This is a genomic window from Bradyrhizobium sp., assembly GCF_016462955.1.
Taxonomy (GTDB): Bacteria; Pseudomonadota; Alphaproteobacteria; order Rhizobiales; family Xanthobacteraceae; genus Bradyrhizobium.
Window position 1 is genome coordinate 1 of record NZ_JAEMSD010000875.1, and the last position, 1,606, is coordinate 1,606.

General features: G+C 65.1%; 1 protein-coding gene. It reads right to left on the minus strand.

Annotated elements, in window-relative coordinates; genetic code table 11:
• Positions 1-145: 145 nt before the first annotated feature.
• The coding region (locus JHD07_RS39435) for an HWE histidine kinase domain-containing protein (protein WP_291632036.1) at positions 146-1,606 on the minus strand (1,461 nt) is incomplete at its 5' end.

Sequence of the window (1,606 nt, forward strand, 5' to 3'; positions counted from 1 at the left end):
CTCTGCGAGCGCGTCGGCCTCTCCCGCAAGCGGGAGAGGCGGAGCAAGCCCGCGGACAGTCCCGTGAAAGCATATGCGATTGCCCCGGCCCTCGCGGGGAGAAGGTGTCCTGCCGCGTGAGCGGCGCCGTCGCCCGAGGCAATATTCAGGACAGGAAGTGGCCGTATTGCGGGATCACGATCTGGCAGACCACGCCGCTCGGGCGAAATTCCAGCTTCGTGCCGCCGTTCGGACCGCTACCCAGGCTGCGCGAGATCAGTGTCTGCCCGAAGCCTGATGTCGTCGGCGGCGTGACCAGCGGCCCGTCGCTCTCTGCCCATTCGATCTGCAAAGCGCCGTCCTCGAGCAGGCCGATCCGGCGAACCGACAGCTTGCCGGACCGGATCGAAAGCGCGCCGTACTTCACCGCATTGGTCGTCAGTTCGTGGAACACGAGCCCGAGGGAGACCGCGGTCTTGGAGTCCACCGAGATATCGAGGCCTTCCATGGTGATGCGCCCGCTGGAGAGTGTTGCGTATGGCGCAAGCTCGACACGAAGCACGTCCTTGATCTGCAAGTTCTCCCATGACGCATTGGACAGCAGCGTGTGGGTGGCCGCGAGCGCCTGAATGCGGCCGGAGAAGGATTTCTGGAAGTCCTCGATCGTACGCTCGTGCGATGCGGTGCGCGCGGAGATCGCCAACACCATCGCCAGCGTGTTCTTGACGCGATGGTCGAGCTCGCCCATCAGAAGGGCCTGCCGGCGCTCGGCGGCCTTGCGCTGCGACAGGTTGACCAGCGTGACCACGCAGCCCTGCGTCCGTTCGCCGGATACGACAAGCGGCGCTGCGCTGATCATGACGTCGGTGACGTCGGCCGCCGATGTCTTCACCGCCGCTTCCAGCCCTTGCACGGGCGTGCCGCCGGCGGCCATCGCGACGATATCGGCGCCCGACATCAGCTCGGACGCATCGGCGAAAGTCAGCTCGATCGCTTCCTCGAACGGCTTTCCGATCGGTGCGTCCGCGCAAATCCGCTCGGCGGCCGCATTGATGTGAGTGACCCTGCCGGAACGGTCGCAGACGATGACGGCCTCGTTGGCCGAGGCGAGTACCGACCGAGCCAACCGCTCGGATTCCTTGGCTGCGGCGATCTGCTCGCGCTCGCTGATGTCGGTGAAGGTAATCGCGACGCCGTCCACGATGCCGAAGTCGATCGGGGATCCGGTGAGCAGGAAGATGCGCTCGCTGTCGCCCATGCGAACGTGGATTTCGGCGGATTGACGCTCCTTCAACGCCTGCGTCAGGAGGCGGCGGAACGTGGTCTGATTGACGGCATCGAGGATGTCCATCAGTGCCGGCCCCGACAATTCGCCCGCCGTCCGGTCCAGCAACTTGCACAACGCCTGGTTGGCATAGAGCAACTGGCCCTCGGCGTCGAAGGCCGCGGCGCCGATGTCCATCGCCTCCATGAAGGTGCGATAGGAATGGCCGTCGCCTTCGAGGGTGAAGACCTGTTCGGTGGTACCGCCCTTAATGACCACGGCATCGATCTCGCCCTCGCGTATGGCCCGGAGCGTCTCTTCGGCCTCATAGAGACGGGCTTCGAGTTCTTCCCGGGTCAACGC